The following is a 15,794-nucleotide window of genomic DNA, read 5'->3' on the forward strand; positions in this document are numbered from 1 at the left end:
TTTCAAGAAGGGGTAGCCAAGAAGTAATCTGAAAAGAGGCAGGGCGCCCAACCCTGCGGGGCCCGGCCGAAGCCGGACCCGCCACTGTTTATGCGCCCACCGGGCCTGGAAGGGGCAACGCCAGCAAGCGCTCGTCAAGCAGCCCAAGGCCTTCCTGGAATAGCGCATTGCTGCGCTGGGTGTCACCCAGTTGGGCCAGCAGCCGCGCCAGTTCGGCACACGCCTCGGCATTGCGCTGCAGGCGTAGGCTGGCTTCCAGGTAATCACGGGCCTTACCCCATAGCCGCTCCTGCAGGCAGAGCCGCCCGAGCGTGAGCAGCAGGCTCGGGTCCTGCGGGTGATCCTTGAGCAGGCTTTCGGCGAACGCCAATGATTTGGCCGGCGCTTCGCCCGCTACAAGGCCGTACAACCGCACCAGATGGCTGTCATAACCGCGCTTCAGCGCTGCGCGCAGGACAGTTTCAGCCTTGCCCGACGCGCCCAGCCGGCGCAAGCGCTCCGCATAGTTGAGCACCAGCGCGGGCTCTTGTCGCTGCTGCTGGCCCAATTGCTGCCACGCGCGGTCGAGTGCTGCTTCATCGCTACCCTGCCCTTCCAGATCTCCCAGCAGCAACCGCTCACCCACGGCGCGCTGTTCGAGCACCGCGATTTCTTCGTTGGCCATGACTTTGTGTTTGCGTAACGCGGGCAGCAGCCGAACCACGGCTGGCCACTCATTGCGCTGCACGCACAGCGCTGCCAGTTGGCGAAGTACCTGGGTATTGGCCGGATAGCGCTCGTGCATGACCTCGAGCGTCGCAAGGGCACCCGCAGAGTCGCCACGGTCGGCTTGCAGCTGGGCATGGGTAAGCGCGATTGCAAGTTCCGCCTTGGGCTGACGCTGCAACGCTTGTTCGAGCAGTGCATCGCTCTCTTCATGCAGGCCTTGCTCGTTCGCCGCACGGGCTGCACCCAGGTAATAGAACAGCGGATTGCGCTCGTTTTCAGCGGCCAGCTTCAAATGCTTCTGGGCACTGGCCCAACGGCCTTCAGCCAGATCCACCTGGCCGCGGGCGATGGCGGCCTGCAGCCTGCGCCTGCGATTACGGCGGGACCATGGGTTTACCACCCCACCGGAGGTAGCGAGCAAGCGGACCAGGCTGGCAAGCAATATTGTGAGGAGGATCAGCCCCAGCACAGCCGCAAGCGTGGTCCACAAGCCAGACTCATAGCGGAACACATGGGGGTAGTCGATCAGCACGTACCCCGGGTGCAACGATATCCCCAGGCCGATCACAAGGGCCAGGGCAATCGTCACGAAGAGCACCACATACAAGCGCTTCATGGCGTGCGCCCCTGCTCGCCCTCAGCTCCGCTTACCGGCTGATGCCGCCGCGCCATATAGGCTTGGAGCGCGGCCAGGCTATTGGCCAGGTCTGGGGTGGCGACAGTGATGCGGCTACCCGTCAACGCCTCGATCCGCTCCAGCAGCATACGGCTTTGCGTATTGTCCTGGTTGAAGTTAGTGGCCAGCACCTCCTTTGCCTGCCCAAGGGCTTGGGTATACACCGCTTGCTCACCATTGAGGGCGGCCCATTGGGCCTGTTCCAGCGCAAGGCTCAACGCCAGCCGTACCTGGCTCAGGCTTTGGCCTGCCAGCAGCGGGCGCACATTGGCGTCCGGGTTCAGGTCGATCCGGAAGAAGCTGGATATCCGCGCCCACCACAGGCGCCAGTGCAACGTGCTGTCGTCTCCCGAAGCGCTGACGGCTTCACGGTCGGCCTCGAACTGGGGCGCCAGCGCGGACAGCTGCGCTGCTTGTTCGCGTAGCGCGCCCAATTGCAGGAACAACCCGGTGCGGTCCGGCTGCTCGGTGGCTTGCAGCGCCGCCAGGCTTCGCGCCAATTGCTCACGCGCGGCGAAGGCATTGGGATCGTCCTGCTCGCGCAGGATGTCGTCGGCGCCCTGTACCAGCGCCCGCGCACTGTTCACGTCCTGCAAGGCAGACAACCGCAAGCTGGCCAGTCGCACCAGATGCTCGGCTTCAGCCAGTCGCCAATCTTGTCGGCTGGCGCCCAGTACGGTTTCCAGGCGCTGGCCCAGGCGCTGCTGATCGCTTTGCACCTGGGCAAGCAACCGGCGGCGCTCCTCCAGCTCATCCGCCGCAGGCAGCCGCGACAGGCGCTCGTCCAGGCTGCGGGCCTGCTCGGTCAGGGTACGGCTGTTGGCGGCCAGGCTGTCTACTTGAGCGGACTGTTGACGCTGGCCGGCATCCAGGTGGCGCAACTGCCAGACAGCCCAGCCTCCTACCCCTACGCCTGCGGCAGCGATCAACAACGCCAACACGGCCAAGCCACGGCCCGCCCGATCACCACGCTGTCGGCTGGCCGGCAGCGGGCCGGCCCCAGCAGGTTTGCTTGCAGGCTGCCGAGCCGGATCAGGCGTGGGCTTGGTTGCCGGGCCTGCTGCCGAGCTGGGCACCGGGCCCGCTGCTGGCTTGGGCGTAGGATCCAGGGGGTCTTGGGGCGGGGCTGTTTCGCTCACGTATCCTTCCTTTGTGGGGGGCGCGGTTCACGGGCTTCGTGTGGCCAGCGCGGCGATCAAGGCCGCATTGCTCGCACCATGGCAATTCACAGGGCAGTGGCTGCCAAGCGCTTGAGCGAGGCTAGCCACTCGGGCGCTTGGCACGAACAGCGGCAGTGCCGCCAATACCGGCCACGCCGCACCGGCAAGCCGATGCAAATGCTCCAGCCCTTGACCACTGCTGACCACCACGCCATTCAAGCGTTCCGCTTGCAACCGTTCGGCTACAGCGTTGGCAGGATAATCAGGAACGCCGCGACGGTACAGTTCAAGATATTCGACCTCCACGCCTTGCTCGATCAAACGCTCGGCCAACCATTCGCGGCCACCCTCGCCCCGTATGATCAATGCCCTGTTACCACCTGCCTTGAGCGCCAAAATCAACTCGGGCAACTGCCACAGCGCTTCGCTGTCATCGCCCTGGGTAGGAAAACTCGCATTTATGCCGCCCAGCCGTAGCACCTCCGCAGTGGCGGCGCCAACGGCGAACCAGCGCGGTAAGGCGGCGGCCGGGTCTGGCGACAGCCAGCTGAGCGAGAGGTGTGCGGCAGGCTTGCTGACGACGATGACCGCAGCGAATCGCTGCAGCCACCCCGGTGCCGGCCTATCGCCGAGCGCCAATGGCTTAATCACCAGCATAGGTAGTGCGCTGCCGTAATGGCCGCCCGCAGCGAGCATCCGGGCGAGTAGGCGAGACTCCTCCGCCGGGCGTGTCAACAGTAGCCGCCAGCGGCTCAATCCGGCCTGCCGTCAGCGTAGACTTCATCCAGGATGGCTGCGGCGCCCTGTGCCAGTAGGTCTTCGGCAACCTGCCGGCCGAGCGCTTCGGCCCCGGCGTGATTGGCGCGGGCCTCGGCGTGCAGCAACTGGCTCCCGTCGGGGCGCCCCACCAGCCCTCGCAGCCACAGCTGCTCGCCCTCCAGCACCGCATACGCGGCAATCGGAACCTGACACCCACCGTTCAAATGGCGGTTCATGGCGCGCTCTGCAGTGACCCGCGCAGCAGACGGCCCATGATGTAGAGGCGTCAACAGGGCGTGCAGTTCGGTATCGGCCGTACGGCATTCGATGCCGATTGCACCCTGCCCGCCCGCTGGCAGGCTGTCTTGGGTGGTGAGGTTATCGCGGATACGGTCCTCGAAACCCAGGCGGATCAACCCGGCGGCCGCGAGAATGATCGCGTCATACTCCCCGGCATCGAGCTTGGCCAGGCGCGTGTTGACGTTGCCGCGAAGAAAGCGGATTTGCAGGTCTGGCCGGCGCGCCAGCAGCTGCGCCTGACGGCGCAGACTGGAGGTGCCTACCACACTGCCCTTGGGCAAGGCGGCAAGGTTGGCGAAGGTATTGGAAACGAAGGCGTCGCGCGGGTCCTCACGCTCGCAGATGCAGTACAGGCCGAGCCCCTCGGGGAAATCCATCGGTACATCCTTCATAGAATGCACCGCGATGTCGGCCTCGCCTTCGAGCAGGGCCGTTTCAAGCTCTTTGACGAACAGGCCTTTGCCGCCGATTTTGGCCAGCGGCGAATCAAGCAGTTTATCGCCCCGGCTAACCATGGGGACCAGGCTGACCTGCAACCCGGGATGGGCCTGTTCCAGGCAGGCCTTGACTGTGTTGGCCTGCCACAAGGCCAAGGCGCTTTTGCGGGTGGCAATACGAACCGTGCGAGCGTACATGGGAAATACCGAAGCCTAAATGCGCCGATAATAACAGCTCGCCAATCCCTGGCGGGCCACGGCGCGGCTATCAGCCCGATAGGCCTGCCAGGAACCTTGGGTCAATCAGAGCTGCTGCATCATCTTGCGTACGCCCGCCACATGGCGTCGGCTGACCACCAGCGCGTCTCCATTCAAACCCTTCAGATACAGCTGGAAATGCCCCAACGGGGTGCGCTGGAGGCGTTCGATACGCTCGCGCGCCACCAATGCGTTTCGGTGGATGCGTACGAACCGATCACCGAACTCGTCCTCGAGCGCCTTCAGGGGCTCGTCCAGCAACACTTCGCCGTTGTCATGGCGCAAGGTGACGTATTTATGGTCTGCGATGAAATAGATAACCTGGTCCAGAGGAATCAGCTCGATCCCTTTTCGCGTGCGGGCGCTGATATGGGTGCGGGGCCCGCTGCCGTTGCCACTACCGCTGCTGGCGGCCGGGCGAGTAAGCGCGGCCAGGGTCGCGCGGTTCGGACGCTCCGCGCGCTTGAGCGCATCGGACAATTTATCCGAACTCACCGGCTTCATCAGGTACCGCACTTCGTTGTTCTCGAAGGCGTTGACGGCGAATTCGCCCTGGCCGGTGCAAAAGACCACGGCAGGTGGCGCATCGCGTTCGCACAGCCTGGCGGCCACCTGCAGGCCGTCCAGGCCGGGCATGCGGACGTCCAGCAATACAACATCAGGCTTGAGGCTATCAATCAGCGTAAGGGCCTCGTCGCCGCTGCCGGCACCGGGTTCCAGGACGCTGTACCCTTCGAGGTCGCTGACCATACGGCTCAGTTTCTCGCGGGCCATGGGTTCGTCATCAACGATCAGGACATTCATAGAGTGCCGGATTCCTGCGTAAGTCTCGCGGATAGAAAGCGTAGACAGGTGAACTGACGGCCGTGGCGGCGTTCCACGCTGAGACTGGCGACGGAGTGGAAAAGTGCCCGAAGCCGCTGCGATCTCTCGCTTCGGCTATTCCATGCCCGTTGGGAGCACGCTTTTGCAGGGGTTGCCGCACAGTGATTGAGGCGCAACTGAACTCTCCCTTGGTCGCCCGCCGCCGCCCCCCTCCGGGGCTCGCTTCTGTACTCATGGCATTCCCGGCCGATGCCGCCCTGGCCGATGCATGAGGTTGCGGCTTCCTTCTCAACTGTAGACGTTCGCGGACGGGATATTGCTCAATCGGCTTATATCGTTTTACGCGCTGTACGTACCGGGCCGCGCGAAGGCTGAGCCAGGCCGCAGCCGCTCGGGGGCAACCCTGCTATGATGCGGCATTTCCCGTTCGAACCTCCAACGAGCCAGTCATGAGCACCGACAAGACCAACCAGTCCTGGGGCGGCCGCTTCAGCGAACCCGTCGACGCCTTCGTCGCCCGCTTCACCGCTTCGGTCACCTTTGACCGCCGCCTCTACCGCCACGACATCATGGGCTCGATCGCCCACGCAACGATGCTGGCCAAGGTGGGCGTGCTCACCGACAGCGAGCGTGACGCTATCATCGAGGGCCTGAACAGCATCCAGGCGGAGATCGAGGCCGGTACCTTCGACTGGCGCGTCGATCTCGAAGACGTACATATGAACATCGAGGCGCGGCTCACTGACCGTATCGGCGTTACCGGCAAGAAGCTCCACACCGGGCGCAGCCGCAACGATCAGGTAGCCACAGATATTCGCCTGTGGCTGCGCGACGAAATCGACGCCATCCTGGGCGAGATCACCCGCCTGCAAAAAGGCTTGCTGGAAGTGGCCGAGCGCGAAGCCGGGACCATCATGCCGGGCTTCACCCACCTGCAAACGGCTCAGCCGGTCACCTTCGGGCACCACTTGCTGGCCTGGTTCGAGATGCTCAGCCGCGACTACGAGCGCCTGGTGGATTGCCGCAAGCGCACCAACCGCATGCCGCTGGGCAGCGCTGCGCTCGCTGGCACCACCTACCCGATCGACCGCGAAGTAACGTGCGAACTGCTGGGGTTCGAAGCCGTGGGCGGGAACTCCCTCGATGGCGTTTCGGACCGTGACTTCGCCATTGAATTCTGCGCTGCCGCCAGCCTGGCGATGATGCACCTGTCACGGTTCTCCGAAGAGCTGGTGCTGTGGACCAGCGCGCAGTTCCAGTTCATCGACTTGCCGGACCGCTTCTGCACCGGCAGTTCGATCATGCCTCAGAAGAAAAACCCGGACGTTCCGGAGCTGGTGCGCGGCAAGAGCGGCCGCGTGTTCGGCGCCCTCATGGGCTTGCTGACCTTGATGAAAGGCCAACCGCTGGCCTACAACAAGGACAACCAGGAGGACAAGGAACCGCTGTTCGACGCCGCTGACACCCTGCGCGATTCCCTGCGTGCGTTTGCCGACATGATCCCGGCCATCAAGCCGCGCCATGAGGTGATGCGCGAGGCGGCCCTGCGCGGGTTCTCCACCGCAACCGACCTGGCCGACTACCTGGTGCGCCGCGGCCTGCCTTTCCGCGATTGCCACGAGATCGTAGGCCATGCCGTGAAGTATGGCGTGGACACCGGCAAGGACCTGGCTGAAATGAGCCTTGAGGAACTGCGCCAGTTCAGCACCCATATCGAAGGCGATGTATTCGAAGTGCTGACCCTGGAAGGCTCGGTCAACGCACGTGACCATATTGGCGGCACCGCCCCGGCTCAGGTTCGCGCCGCGGTGATCCGTGGGCAATCATTGCTGGCACAACGCTGAGGTACAGGCATGAACGACGATCTGGACGACGAAAGCTTCGCAGAGGTAACCCTTACCGAAGCGATCCGCAACCAGTTGGAAAGCGGAGAGCCGCCAGCGGCGCAGGCGACTTTTAACAAACTCAAGCTGGTGGGATACGAAGAAGCCGATATTCTGAACCTCATGGCCCACGTGCTGGCGATCGAGATCGACAACATGCTGAAGGCCGACCGCCCCTTCGACGGGGAATGGTACGAGGCTGCGCTGCGTGCGTTGCCCGAGCTGCCAGAAGAGGGCGCCTGAACACCACCGTCGAAGAGGCCAACGGGCGTGGCCGGGCCGGCCATGCCCACCGACAATAACAACAGAGAGGCCGCTTCATGACCTACACCCCGGAACTGATCGCCGAACTTGAGCTTCTGTCACTGTACAACCTGGCCAATACCCAGGAAGGCCTTAAAGTGCACCAGACCGCCCTTCCCACTGCCATCGCCGCAGCCAGGCGGCTTCACAAGAAAGAACTGGTGACCCAGCCCGACGGCGGCTACCTGACCAGCCTCGGCCTGGAAGCCGCCCAGCACGCCCAGGCGCTGGCGACCATTCTGCGTACACCAGAAAACGCCTGACAGCCCTCAACCTGCGGGGCGCCCTGCCGATAACGCCTATAACCCGTTATCGGCCTGGCGGCCCGAGCCTGAGATGACCCGCACACCCGAAATCCGTCCCGACCTGGGCACCGGCATCGACCGCAAGGTGCTTGCCCAGCTGCGCCAGCGGTTTCTTACCGTCAACCAAGGGCGCCTGGAGCGGGCAATAGAAGGCTTCGCCAGCCGGCAGCAGTTTGTTCTGCGGTTGCTGCCGCTGCTGTTCCACGTGAACCACCCCCTGCTTCCAGGCTACGTCTCTGGCTTCACCCCGGCGGGCATGAGTGCATATGAACCAGACGACGAGACGTTGGCCGAAGCCCAGCGGCTCACGCGCTCTTTCACCTACAAGCCACGCCGCGGAAACGCCCCTACCCCCATACATGGGCTTTTCCTGATGGGCAGCCTGGGTAGCCTCGCCCAGGACGAAAGTAGCGATATGGACGTGTGGGTATGCCACGCCTCCGGCCTGGCTGAAGGGGAACTGGATGAGCTGCGGCGCAAATGCCAGGCCATCGAGGCCTGGGCTGCGACACAAGGTGCCGAGGCACACTTTTTCCTGATCGACTGCGAGCGCTTCGTACGCGAGGACCGCGACAACACCCTCAGTTCCGATGACAGTGGCACCACCCAGCACTACCTGCTGCTGGATGAGTTCTACCGTACCGCCATCTGGCTCGCTGGCCGTACACCCCTATGGTGGCTGGTGCCGGTGTACGAGGAGGCCAACTACGCCAGTTACACCCAAACCCTGTTGAGCAAGCGGTTCATTCGTGCGCAGGAGGTGCTCGACCTGGGCAACCTCGCGCGCATACCGGCCGGTGAATTCATCGGCGCGGGGCTCTGGCAGCTGTTCAAGGGGCTGGAATCGCCCTACAAGTCATTGCTCAAGTTGTTGCTCACCGAGGTGTATGCGGCTCAACACCCCGCCGTGCATTGCGTAAGCCTGCAGCTCAAGCACGCAGTGTACGCCGGGCAGCTCGACCTGGATGAGCTCGACCCTTACATGATGGTCTACCGGCGGATAGAGGCCTACCTTCTGCACCGAAACGAACATAGCCGGCTGGAACTGGTGAGGCGCGCGCTGTACCTGAAGGTCAATCGCCGCGTCAGCCTGGCTCGGCCGGGACGCTCCACCAGCTGGCAGCTGCAAGCCATGCAGCGCCTGGCTGGTGAGTGGGGCTGGAGCGAACAGCAGCTACGGTTGCTGGACAACCGTGGCTACTGGAAAGTCGGCCAGGTCACGGCTGAGCGGCAGGCATTGGTGGCAGAGCTCAACAGTAGCTACCGCTTTCTTACGCAGTTTTCCCGCGCGCACCACACTGATAGCCCAGCCAACCGCAAGGACCTCAACGTTCTCGGCCGGCGCCTGTACGCCGCCTTCGATCGGCGAGCGGGCAAGGTGGAGATCCTCAACCCGGGTATCGCCCCCAACCTTGCCGAAGACACCGTAACCCTCCTGCAGGGCCCCAACCGGCGGGAACCAGGCAAGCGGCTGTGGTACCTCTATCGCGGAAATTACAGCGCGGTGGAGTGTGAGCAGTACACGCCGCTCAAGCGCAGCCATGAATTGATCGAACTCCTGGCCTGGTGCCATCGCAACGGCATTATCGCGGCCACCACACGCGTGGCGGTTCACCCGGGTGAGTCCGACCTCAGCGAGTTCGAGCTTTTCAACCTGCTGGGCGCGCTGCAACGAACGGTGGCGCTACCGATGGCCCCGATAAGTGAAGCGCAGCTGTTGCAGCCCGCGACGCCCAACGAAGTGTTGCTCCTGGTCAATGTGGGGATTGACCCCCTCAAGCATCACCGCGAAATGAATATCCTCATGACCACCGAACGTACCGATTCGCTCAGCTACGCGGGGGTGCGTGACAACCTGGTGCTCACGCTGGACCAGGTTGTGGTGAACAGCTGGAACGAAGTGCTCTACCAGCGATATGAGGGCCGCCATGCGTTGCTCGACTGCCTGCGTGACTACCTCAATGCCCTGCCCTCGCAGCGCCCTGCGCCTCGGTTGCACGTTCGGTGTTTCTGCCATAACCGGGCCCAGGCGATCAGCAACCGCGTGCAGGAGCTGTTTGACACCGCAACGGAGCTGCTGGAACGGCAACTGGGCCACCGCTACCTGATACAAGTAGAGCAGCAGTACCACGTGCTGGAACTGACACCGGGCAATGTTCGCCATGTTCCCTTGCCTGGCTTGCCCGTTCTTCTGGACTACCTTTCCCGCCCCCTCAAGGCCTACAGCCCGCTGCATCTGGATGCCTATGCGCTGGCCGGGCACGAGCTGTCGCTCATCCTTCCCCACGCCCACCCGGACTGCGTACAGGTGTTCTACAGCCGGCAGGGGGACGAGGCCATGCTGTATGTGCTGGATGAGCATAATGCGCTGTGGCATCAACGGCTGGCCTTCCATGACGAATCCAGCCTGCTGCTGCCCCTTCACCGCTTTCTGCAATCGGTAGCCTACCGGCGTGAGGCTCGAATGGCACTGGACCGGCCATTCACGCTGGGCACGCTGTACTATCGGATTACCGGCAGCCCGGCGCAGTCCCGCACGGTGGAAAGGCGGCCCCCACCCAAAGGGGACGGCACCGATGCCGTTTACGAGGTACAAGCCATCCTCAGGAAAAAAGCCGAAGGGCAGCCTCGGGTCACGCTGTTCTGCAACCAGCGGGAGTTCAACGAGCTGGAATACGGCGACAGACTGTACGGGGAAGTTGCGCGGGAAATTCTCGATCAGCGTCGAGACAGCGGAGCGTATCGTTGCTATATCACCGACCTGGACCTGTCTGGCCTTGGCAATGAGCAGAACCTGTCCAGCAACAGCTACCTGCGCTACAAAGCCACCCTGGAAGAAGCAATCAACGGGGCGCTGCAGTCAGGCTGAGCCTGGAGCGATCAGAGGGTGCCGCTGTCAGCCGGCAAAGCCTTGCGCTGATCGGCCAGCGCGCGGATTTCCCGGCGACGCTCATCGCTGGCGGCCCGCCATTCGCGGATATGCTCCACGTGGCGGAAACAGCCCTGGCAGTAACGCTCCTCGTCGAGCTTGCACAGGCTTACGCACGGGGATTTCACCGCGTCGCTGATATTGCTGTAGAGCGGTTTGGCGGCCATCAGATTTCGTCGAAGTCCAGCTTCTCGCCCGACTGCTCGAACACGATCCGCACCAACATTTCGCTGAGCAATTCGTCGGACGAATCACACATCCATTTGCTGCTGGCTTCGTCGTAGTCGAAATGGAAACCGCCCGAACGGGCCGCGAGCCAGAGCTGCCGAAGGTGGGGCTGGCGGCTGAAGATGAGCTGGCTGCCATTGTCGAAACGCACGGTCAGTACGCCCGCGGAATTTTCCACATCCACGTCCAGATCGCTTTCATCGAACACGTCTTCCAGGGCTTCCTGGGTGCTGTCCACCAGATCGTGGAAACGCGCTTCGGTCAAACTCATGGGCAACCTCGGTATCGGACGGGTCAAACAACTGCGGCAAGATACGAGCAGATTCCCTCGATTGCAAAGACTATCGGCCGGAGCGCCGCCGCCCGGCGGGGCGGTCATTTCGTAGGCAAGGCAGCGCCTCGCCGGTATACTCGGGCGCAACTGACGGTTTATACAAAGGATTTCGCCATGAAGCGCCTTATCGCCTCATTCGCTGCGCTTGTCGCGGTTGCCTGCCTCGTATCCGCGTGCGGCCAGAAGGGTCCTCTATACCTTCCGGACGACGCCAAACACGACGGCCACAGCCAGTCGCACCAACACGAATAAGGGCCGATATGAACGCTTTTCAATACCGTGACGGCGAGCTGTTCGCGGAAGGCGTAGCGCTGTCGGCCGTGGCCGAGCGCTTCGGTACGCCAGTGTACGTCTACTCGCGGGCGCACATCGAAGCTCAATACCGTGCCTACGCAGATGCCCTCCAAGGCGTCGACCACCTGGTGTGCTATGCCGTGAAGGCTAACTCCAACCTGGCCGTGCTCAATGTGCTGGCCCGGCTGGGCGCGGGTTTCGACATCGTTTCCGGTGGCGAACTGGAGCGTGTGCTGGCCGCTGGAGGCCGCGCCGACCGCGTGGTGTTCTCGGGCGTGGGCAAAACCCGAGCCGACATGCGCCGCGCACTGGAAGTGGGTGTGCATTGCTTCAACGTGGAGTCAGCCGACGAACTCGAGCGGCTGCAATCGGTGGCTGCGGAACTGGGCTTGCGGGCGCCGGTTTCGTTGCGGGTCAACCCGGACGTGGACGCGGGTACCCACCCGTACATCTCCACCGGCCTGAAAGAAAACAAGTTCGGCATTTCCATCGAGCAAGCCGAAGACGTGTACCTGCGCGCCGCTCAATTGCCGAACCTCGAAGTCGTGGGTGTGGACTGCCACATCGGCTCGCAACTCACCACCCTGGCGCCCTTCCTGGATGCGCTGGACCGGCTGCTGGCCCTGGTGGACCGGCTTGGCGATTGCGGCATTCACTTGCGGCATATCGACCTGGGCGGTGGCGTGGGCGTGCGTTATCGCGACGAAGAACCGCCCGAGGTCAGCGAGTACATCCAGGCCGTGCGCGAGCGCACCGAAGGCCGCGACCTGGCCCTGCTGTTCGAGCCAGGCCGGTTCATCGTGGCCAATGCCGGCGTGCTGGTTACCCGGGTGGAGTACCTCAAGCACACCGAACACAAGGATTTTGCCATCGTCGATGCAGCCATGAACGACATGATCCGCCCGGCGCTGTACCAGGCCTGGATGAACGTGGCGGCCGTGAGCCCTCGCCAGGGCGAGCCACGCATGTATGACATCGTTGGTCCCATCTGCGAAACCGGCGACTTCCTTGCCAAGGACCGCCCGCTGGCCCTGGCCGAAGGCGACCTGCTGGCGGTGCACTCCGCCGGCGCGTATGGTTTCGTGATGAGCTCCAATTACAATACCCGCGGCCGTTGCGCCGAGGTGCTGGTGAACGGTACCGAGGCACATGAGGTTCGCCGCCGCGAAACCATCGCCGAACTCTATGCTGGCGAAAGCCTGCTGCCGGAGTAATGGCCATGCTGCTGCGTTTCACCAAGATGCACGGCCTGGGCAATGACTTCATGGTCATCGACCTGGTCAGCCAGCATGCGCACATTACCCCCAAGCACGCGCGCCAGTGGGGCGACCGCAACACCGGTATCGGTTTTGACCAGCTGTTGCTGGTAGAGGCGCCGACGAACCCCGAAGTCGACTTCCGCTATCGGATCTTCAATGCCGACGGCTCGGAAGTGGAACAATGCGGCAACGGCGCCCGCTGCTTCGCCCGATTCGTGCTGGACAAGCGGCTGACCGCCAAGAAAAAGATCCGCGTAGAGGTCAAGAAAGGCATCATCGAGCTGGACGTGCGCAATGACGGCCAGATCAGCGTGGACATGGGCCCGCCGCGGCTTTCACCGGCCGAAGTGCCTTTCCAGGCCGACCACGACGAGCTCACCCATGTGCTGGAGATCGACGGCATGGCGTATGACATCGCCGCGCTGTCCATGGGCAACCCTCATGCCGTGATGCGCGTGGACAACGTTGACACCGCCCCGGTGCAAACCCTGGGCCCGCGCATCGAGCACCACCCCCGCTTCCCCGAGCGGGTCAACGCCGGCTTCCTTCAGGTGGTGGACCGCCAGCACGGGAAGCTGCGTGTATGGGAACGCGGTGCTGGCGAAACCCGGGCTTGCGGGACGGGTGCCTGCGCGGCGGCCGTGGCAGCGATCGCCCAGGGCTGGATGGATTCCCCCCTCACCTTGGAACTGCCTGGTGGCCGGCTGTCGCTGGAATGGGCTGGCCCTGGCCAGCCTGTGATGATGACCGGGCCAGCCGTTCGGGTATATGAAGGCCAGGTACGCTTGTGACTACAGGAGAGCAGCGACGATGAGCGATGAGCCACAGGTTGTTGCCCCTGCCGGCGAGGCTGACGCCGAGGCCGTGGTGGCCTACCTCCAACAGCACCCTGAGTTCTTCATGGGCCACGAAGCGCTGCTGGCCGACTTGCGCATCCCCCACAAGCGAGGCGATACCGTCTCGCTGGTGGAGCACCAACTCAAGCTGCTGCGCGAGCGCAATACCGAGCTGAGGCAACGCTTGAGCCATCTGATGGACGTAGCCCGGGACAACGACCGGTTGTTCGAGAAAACCCGGCGGCTGATGCTTGACCTTCTGGACGCTACCAGCCTTGAGGAAGTAGTGATGGCGGTGGACGACAGCCTTCGCCAGTCCTTCAAGGTACCTTTCGTAAGCCTTGTGCTGTTCACCGAGGCGCCAACACCCGTGGGGCGCTCTGTAACCCTGGCCGAGGCACAACAGGCCATAGGCGCGTTGCTGGTCGAGCCTCGTCCGGTCACAGGCGCACTTCGGCCGCATGAGTTGGAGTTCCTGTTCGGGGCCGAACATTCGGCTGTCGCCTCCACGGCGCTCGCCCCCCTTGTACATCAGGGCATTCAAGGCATCCTGGCCATCGGCAGCGACGACGCAGATCACTACCGCAGCTCAGTGGGTACATTGTTCCTGGCGCATATCGCCGAAGTCCTGGGCCGCGTGCTACCGCGCTTCACCGGCGCGGTGCGCCCGGTACGTTGACGATGCAAGCGCATGTGGAAGGTTACTGCCACCACCTGCGCACCGAGCGCCAGGCGTCCCCCCATACCCTTCGCGCCTTTCGCAGCGACCTTGCCAAGGTGGCCGAGTACTGCGAGCAGAACCAGATCACTGCCTGGCCGGACCTCACGGCTGCCAGGCTTCGCCGCCTTGTTGCCCGGCTCCACCAGCACGGGCAGGCGCCCAAAAGCCTTGCTCGATTGCTATCGGCGGTGCGGGGCTTCTACGGGTGGCTGCTACGCGAAGGGCTCTGCGACCACAATCCCGCAGTAGGCCTGTCGGCGCCGAAGGGTGAGCGGCGCTTGCCAAAGGTGCTGGATACCGATCGCGCCCAGCAACTGCTCGATGGTGCGGTGGAAGATGATTTCATCGGGCGCCGCGACCAGGCCATGCTCGAACTGTTCTATTCGTCCGGGCTGCGGTTATCCGAACTTGCCGGGCTGGACCTCGATGCCCTTGACCTCACCGAAGGCCTGGTACGGGTTCAGGGCAAGCGCAACAAGGCGCGGGTGGTGCCAGTGGGCGGCAAGGCCCGCGAGGCAGTACGCGAGTGGCTGCGGATGCGTGGCCTGGCAAGCCCTGCCGACAACGCCCTGTTTATCAGCAAGCGCGGCGAACGCCTTGGGCAGCAGGCAATACGGCTGAGGGTTCAGGCCGCCGGCCAGCGTGAGCTCGGCCAGCGCCTGCACCCTCACATGCTCCGCCATTCGTTCGCCAGCCATGTGCTGGAGTCCTCCCAGGACCTGCGCGCGGTACAGGAGATGCTCGGCCATGCGGACATCTCCACTACGCAGATTTACACCCATCTGGATTTCCAGTACCTGGCCAAGGTGTACGACAGTGCTCATCCACGCGCCAAGCGTCTAAAGGACGGTGAACAGCCATGACCCTCACATTGGTGACTTTCGACCTGGATGACACCTTGTGGCATACCGCCCCGGTGATCCAGAGCGCCGAGATCGTATTGCGCGAATGGCTGGCAGCCAACGCCCCGAAACTGGGCCCGTTTCCGCCGGAGAGGCTGCACCAGATACGTCAGCGGCTGGTAAGCGCCGACCCTGGCCTGGCGCACCGTATCAGCCAGTTGCGCCAGCAAGTGCTGTTTATCGCACTTGAAGAGGCCGGTTACCCCCACGCCCAGGCGCAAGCGCTCGCCCGTGACGGCTTTGAAGCGTTCCTCGAAGCACGCCATCAGGTCAACTTCTTCCCGGACGCACCAGCCACGCTCGAAGCTCTGTCACAGCGTTACACGCTAGGCGCGATTACCAACGGCAACGCCGACGTTCGCCGGCTAGGGGTGGCGGACTATTTCAGCTTTGCGCTATGCGCCGAAGATGTCGGCGTGGGCAAGCCCGACCCACGCCCCTTCGAGGAGGCGCTGCGACGTGCTGGCGCGACGGCAGAGGCCGCAGTGCACGTAGGGGACAACCCAGAGGATGATATCGCGGGCGCGAAGCAGGCGGGGTTCCGGGCAGTCTGGTACAACCCGGCTCGCCTGCCATGGGAAGGCGGCAGCGTACCGGACGGCGAAATTGCCACACTCAGCGAATTGCCTGAGCTATTGGCCAGCTGGCGCTGACGCAGCACAAGAAAAAACCCACGG

17 protein-coding genes are annotated in these 15,794 nt (G+C 63.5%); 10 read left to right on the forward strand and 7 right to left on the reverse strand.

The genetic code is table 11. The features are described 5' to 3' along the window. Window positions 1-88 precede the first annotated feature (88 nt). The 5 genes from G7016_RS01440 to G7016_RS01455 all read right to left on the reverse strand — a co-directional run bounded on the left by G7016_RS01440 (window position 89) and on the right by G7016_RS01455 (window position 5,102). Complete coding sequence (locus G7016_RS01440; protein ID WP_181111050.1) at window positions 89-1,324, reverse strand: heme biosynthesis HemY N-terminal domain-containing protein; 1,236 nt, start codon at window positions 1,322-1,324, stop codon at window positions 89-91. Continuing rightward, window positions 1,321-2,523 (reverse strand): uroporphyrinogen-III C-methyltransferase, encoded by a 1,203-nt coding sequence (locus tag G7016_RS24965; protein WP_375139192.1) that lies wholly within the window; start codon window positions 2,521-2,523, stop codon window positions 1,321-1,323. Before G7016_RS24965 ends, G7016_RS01440 begins: the two co-directional genes overlap by 4 nt. A 27-nt stretch (window positions 2,524-2,550) precedes the next feature. Beyond that, on the reverse strand, window positions 2,551-3,300 hold the full coding sequence (locus tag G7016_RS24970; RefSeq protein ID WP_258195025.1) for a uroporphyrinogen-III synthase: 750 nt from the start codon (window positions 3,298-3,300) through the stop codon (window positions 2,551-2,553). Continuing rightward, window positions 3,297-4,238 carry a hydroxymethylbilane synthase gene (hemC, locus tag G7016_RS01450; RefSeq protein ID WP_181111051.1) on the reverse strand — a complete coding sequence of 314 codons (942 nt, stop codon included), beginning with the start codon at window positions 4,236-4,238 and terminating at the stop codon, window positions 3,297-3,299. Before hemC ends, G7016_RS24970 begins: the two co-directional genes overlap by 4 nt. A 105-nt stretch (window positions 4,239-4,343) precedes the next feature. Further along, window positions 4,344-5,102 carry a LytR/AlgR family response regulator transcription factor gene (locus G7016_RS01455; protein WP_181111052.1) on the reverse strand — a complete coding sequence of 253 codons (759 nt, stop codon included), beginning with the start codon at window positions 5,100-5,102 and terminating at the stop codon, window positions 4,344-4,346. A gap of 470 nt (window positions 5,103-5,572) precedes the next feature. Between G7016_RS01455 and argH the strand changes: the two genes are divergently transcribed. The 4 genes from argH to G7016_RS01475 all read left to right on the forward strand — a co-directional run bounded on the left by argH (window position 5,573) and on the right by G7016_RS01475 (window position 10,483). Continuing rightward, a complete protein-coding gene (gene argH, locus G7016_RS01460; protein ID WP_181111053.1) occupies window positions 5,573-6,967 on the forward strand; it encodes an argininosuccinate lyase in 1,395 nt (464 codons plus the stop codon). A gap of 9 nt (window positions 6,968-6,976) precedes the next feature. Then, window positions 6,977-7,249: a hypothetical protein gene (locus G7016_RS01465; RefSeq protein ID WP_181111054.1), complete on the forward strand. Its 273-nt coding sequence runs from the start codon at window positions 6,977-6,979 to the stop codon at window positions 7,247-7,249. A gap of 77 nt (window positions 7,250-7,326) precedes the next feature. Further along, window positions 7,327-7,572 carry a TIGR02647 family protein gene (locus G7016_RS01470; RefSeq protein WP_181111055.1) on the forward strand — a complete coding sequence of 82 codons (246 nt, stop codon included), beginning with the start codon at window positions 7,327-7,329 and terminating at the stop codon, window positions 7,570-7,572. Window positions 7,573-7,645: 73 nt separating this feature from the next. Then, window positions 7,646-10,483 carry a class I adenylate cyclase gene (locus G7016_RS01475; RefSeq protein WP_181111056.1) on the forward strand — a complete coding sequence of 946 codons (2,838 nt, stop codon included), beginning with the start codon at window positions 7,646-7,648 and terminating at the stop codon, window positions 10,481-10,483. A gap of 11 nt (window positions 10,484-10,494) precedes the next feature. On the opposite strand, the gene G7016_RS01480 is transcribed toward G7016_RS01475, so the two are convergent. Further along, the gene (locus tag G7016_RS01480; protein ID WP_181111057.1) at window positions 10,495-10,710 is read right to left on the reverse strand and encodes a DUF1289 domain-containing protein; all 216 of its coding nucleotides are present in this window, start codon (window positions 10,708-10,710) and stop codon (window positions 10,495-10,497) included. Continuing rightward, on the reverse strand, window positions 10,710-11,042 hold the full coding sequence (gene cyaY, locus G7016_RS01485; RefSeq protein ID WP_181111058.1) for an iron donor protein CyaY: 333 nt from the start codon (window positions 11,040-11,042) through the stop codon (window positions 10,710-10,712). The genes G7016_RS01480 and cyaY overlap by 1 nt, the downstream gene beginning before the upstream one ends. Window positions 11,043-11,219: 177 nt before the next feature. Between cyaY and lptM the strand changes: the two genes are divergently transcribed. The 6 genes from lptM to G7016_RS01515 are packed head-to-tail and all read left to right on the forward strand — an operon-like array spanning window position 11,220 to window position 15,770. After that, complete coding sequence (lptM, locus tag G7016_RS01490; RefSeq protein WP_181111059.1) at window positions 11,220-11,357, forward strand: LPS translocon maturation chaperone LptM; 138 nt, start codon at window positions 11,220-11,222, stop codon at window positions 11,355-11,357. Window positions 11,358-11,365: 8 nt separating this feature from the next. Next, a complete protein-coding gene (gene lysA / locus G7016_RS01495; protein ID WP_181111060.1) occupies window positions 11,366-12,613 on the forward strand; it encodes a diaminopimelate decarboxylase in 1,248 nt (415 codons plus the stop codon). 5 nt (window positions 12,614-12,618) lie between these two features. Then, entirely contained in the window at window positions 12,619-13,449 is an 831-nt protein-coding gene (gene dapF, locus G7016_RS01500) for a diaminopimelate epimerase (protein ID WP_181111061.1), read from the forward strand. 19 nt (window positions 13,450-13,468) lie between these two features. Beyond that, a complete protein-coding gene (locus G7016_RS01505; RefSeq protein ID WP_181111062.1) occupies window positions 13,469-14,173 on the forward strand; it encodes a DUF484 family protein in 705 nt (234 codons plus the stop codon). Window positions 14,174-14,175: 2 nt separating this feature from the next. Then, on the forward strand, window positions 14,176-15,078 hold the full coding sequence (gene xerC / locus G7016_RS01510) for a tyrosine recombinase XerC (RefSeq protein ID WP_181111063.1): 903 nt from the start codon (window positions 14,176-14,178) through the stop codon (window positions 15,076-15,078). Beyond that, window positions 15,075-15,770: an HAD family hydrolase gene (locus tag G7016_RS01515; protein WP_181111064.1), complete on the forward strand. Its 696-nt coding sequence runs from the start codon at window positions 15,075-15,077 to the stop codon at window positions 15,768-15,770. Before xerC ends, G7016_RS01515 begins: the two co-directional genes overlap by 4 nt. The last annotated feature ends 24 nt before the right edge of the window (window positions 15,771-15,794 follow it).

It is taken from the genome of Pseudomonas japonica, from assembly GCF_013522925.1.
Taxonomy (GTDB): Bacteria; Pseudomonadota; Gammaproteobacteria; order Pseudomonadales; family Pseudomonadaceae; genus Aquipseudomonas; species Aquipseudomonas japonica_A.